Below are 3,604 nucleotides of genomic sequence, written 5' to 3' on the forward strand. Positions count from 1 at the left end.
GCAAGGCGTGGGTCTCACAACCGGAACGTTTCAAACTCAATCCGCTCCAGCAAATGCCGGGACCAAACAACTAGGCGCTCGAGGGCAGCAATCCGCGCCTCGTATTCCTGGACAAGGTCGGCGGCCTGAGCCTCATCGTCGAACGCGCCTTGCTCATACTTGCGTACCCAAATCCGCAGCAAGGTGCGTGACACGTCATGGCGCTTTGCCAGACTGTAGAGCGTCTCGCCCGAGAGAAACTCCTGCGCGACCTGCCGTTTGAATTCCATACTGTGAGTGCGATGTTTTGCCATGGGCTCCACTTTCGGAAACCCGGCAAGCCTGGTCAATTCATCAAGCCGATCTGTCCACCCCCAGGGGCGCACTCCAGATTTAGAGAGAAAGCCCCTCTGTTTGACCCTGTAGGCAGGGCTCATCCAGCTCAAACAAAGTCCCGACATCGACGCGCCTTGCTCATCGAACCTTTTCGGCCTCCCCCAATTGGGTGAGGCCAACGGGGATGACATCGTGTACCTCGGGTTAGCGGGTACTTAAAAACCCCTGCGCCGGATTGTAGGTGGGAACAATTCGACCGGGAGGGTTTGTTGGTTCAGGCAAGGCAAACGTCTGGCCCATCATCGGCGCCTTTCGCCGTTTTTAGTTTGCTTGGGGGATGACATGACCACTGTTTACGGCACGTCACTGCGTGACAAGATCAACCTATTTGGTACCTTCGTGTGGAATGGCAGCGACTGGGTTCGCGTGGGGCCTGCGCGAGTATCCGCGACCGCTGACCTGGTCTACGCTGGCGATGCGGCCGACGAGGTCGACGGCGGAGGTGGCAACGACAAAATTCGAGGTGAACGCGGCAACGACCTTCTGATAGGCGGCGCAGGCCACGACTTGGTCGACGGCGGTGATGACGACGACACAGTCTACGGCGGTTTGGCAATCCCGAACGCCTTTGGTTCGGGCAACGACGATCTTCGTGGCGGCAACGGCAGGGACACGCTTTACGGCGGCGACGGCGACGACAGCCTGAGAGGCGACGCCGGCAACGACAACCTGCTCGGCGAGGCCGGAAACGACGTTGCCTACGGTGGCGATGGCGACGACATCATCTTTGGTGGCGCCGCGCTCACCAATTCCACCAACTCTGGCAACGACGTCCTTCGCGGCGGAAACGGAAATGACACAATCTATGGCGGCGACGGCAATGACAGGCTGAGCGGCGATGCGGGCGCCGATCGACTGTTCGGCGAGGCGGGCGCTGACAATCTGGACGGAGGCGATGGCGCCGACAGTCTTGATGGCGGTGCGGGCGCGGACACTCTGAGAGGCGGAAAAGGCAACGACAGCTTCGTCTACAATGCCGTAAGCGATTCCCAGGCCACTGCCTCGCACCTCTTCAGCAGCACGACAGGCGATACGCTGGTCGAGTTCACCTCCACGGCAGAATCATCCAATCCTCTCCTTCAGGACAAGATCGATCTTCGCGGCCTGGTGGCGAGCATTGGCCATTCCCTGGGTTGGGCTGGGTCCACGCCGGCTGCTTATGGCGTCTGGTTTACCACCACCTCCTCGCAGACTCTTGTGAACATCGACACGTCTGGCGACGGCCAGGCGGATATGGTCATCAAGATCCAGTCGAAGGAGCGGCTCGGGGCGAACGACTTCCTGGGCCTTGGAAGCCTCGATAGCACCGCGCCTGTCGTGTCCGGAGCAACCTACGGGTCGAATGATGGCACGTTGATGGCCGGAGAATTCGTCACACTGGCGGTTGGTTTCTCGGAGGCAGTGACGGTCGCTGGTGGTCAGCCCAGTCTGTCGCTGAACAGCGGTGGTTTAGCCACTTATCTCAGCGGCTCCGGATCTTCCACGCTGGTGTTCGGCTACACCGTCGGCACTGGACAGAATGCCGCCGATCTGTCGATCGCCGCGGTCAATCTGAATTCTGCCACGATCCGGGACGGGGCCGGGAACAACGCCATCCTTTCGGGCGCGATACTAAATCCCGGCGGTATATTGGCCATCGACACGATTGCGCCAGCGGCCTCGATCGCGCTCGATGCGATTACGGCCGACAATGCACTGAACGAGGCCGAAGCCGGCGGCAGCGTCGCGGTCACGGGCACGGTCGGCGGCAACGTCCACGACGGCGACACTGTCACGCTGACGGTGAACGGCCAGACCTATACCGGTGCCGTTGCCTCCGGCGCCTTTTCCATCGGCGTCCCCGGGTCCGCCCTTGCCAACGACGGCGACTTGACAGTCGCGGCACGCGTAGCCACGAGCGACGTGGCCGGCAACGTGACGACGGCGACCGATACCCAAACCTTTACGCTGGCGCACAAACCAGTCGCCATCGCCGACAGCCTGACGACGGCCGAGGACACGCCGCTGGTGCTTGCGGCATCCGACCTTGCCGCCAACGACAGCGATCTCGACGGCGACAGCCTGACCGTCGCGGCGGTTGGCGGCGCCAGCCATGGCACGGTCTCGCTCGACGCCGGCCAGGTCACTTTCACGCCGGACGCGGATTACAATGGCGATGACGCCGGCTTCAGCTATACCGTCTCCGACGGCCACGGCGGCACGGCGACCGGCACCGTGTCGGTGAGCGTGACGGCGGTGAACGATGCGCCCGTCACGGGCGCCGACAGCCTGACGACGGCGGAGGACACGCCGCTGGTGCTTGCGGCATCCGACCTTGCGGCCAACGACAGCGATCTCGACAGCGACAGCCTGACCGTCACGGCGGTCGGCGGCGCCAGCCATGGCACGGTCTCGCTCGACGCCGGCCAGGTCACCTTCACGCCGGACGCTGACTACAACGGCAATGATGCCGGCTTTACCTACACCGTCTCCGACGGCCACGGCGGCATGGCGAGCGGCAGCGTGGCGGTGAGCGTGACGGCGGCGAATGCAGATCCCGTGTTCCTCGATTGCGTCGATCTTGGAGGAAGTGGCCCCATCGCCCGCGTCTCGACCGATGCGGCGGGAGCAGAGGGTAATAGCGTCAGCTATAATCAGGTATTTTCGCCCGATGGCACGAAGGTGGCGTTTTACAGCGCTGCCAGCAATCTCGTCGGCGGCGACACCAACGGTGCGCCTGATATCTTCGTCAAGGACCTGGCGACCGGGGCTATCACGCGCGTGTCAACCGACGCGGCGAGCCTTCAGGGTGATAACAGCAGCTACAATCCGATATTCTCACCTGATGGCACGAAGGTGGCGTTTGTTAGCGACGCCAGCAATCTCGTCGGCGGCGACACGAACAGTGCGCCTGATATTTTCGTCAAGGACCTGGCGACCGGCGCTGTCACGCGCGTGTCAACCGACGCGGCGGGCCTCCAGGGTGATAGCGGCAGCGTCGGTCCGGTGTTTTCGCCCGATGGCACGAAGGTGGCGTTCTACAGCTACGCCAGCAATCTCGTCGGCGGCGACACCAACGGTGCGCCTGATATCTTCATCAAGGACCTGGCGACCGGCGCTGTCGCGCGCGTGTCAACCGACGCGGCAGCCCTCCAGGGTGATAACGGCAGCGCCGGTCCGGTGTTTTCGCCCGATGGCACGAAGGTGGCGTTCTACAGCTACGCCAGCAATCTCGTCGGCGGCGACACCA

2 protein-coding genes are annotated in these 3,604 nt (G+C 62.9%); one reads left to right on the forward strand and one right to left on the reverse strand.

The window, feature by feature from the left end:
• Positions 1–14: 14 nt before the first annotated feature.
• Entirely contained in the window at positions 15–293 is a 279-nt protein-coding gene (locus FJ957_RS31625; RefSeq protein ID WP_140837535.1) for a transposase, read from the reverse strand.
• A gap of 364 nt (positions 294–657) precedes the next feature.
• On the opposite strand from FJ957_RS31625, the gene FJ957_RS31630 reads away from it, so the two are divergent.
• On the forward strand, positions 658–3,604 hold a 2,947-nt coding region (locus tag FJ957_RS31630), incomplete at its 3' end, for a cadherin-like domain-containing protein (RefSeq protein ID WP_140837537.1).

The sequence above is a fragment of the Mesorhizobium sp. B2-4-6 genome (assembly GCF_006442775.1).
In the GTDB taxonomy this organism is placed as follows: Bacteria; Pseudomonadota; Alphaproteobacteria; order Rhizobiales; family Rhizobiaceae; genus Mesorhizobium.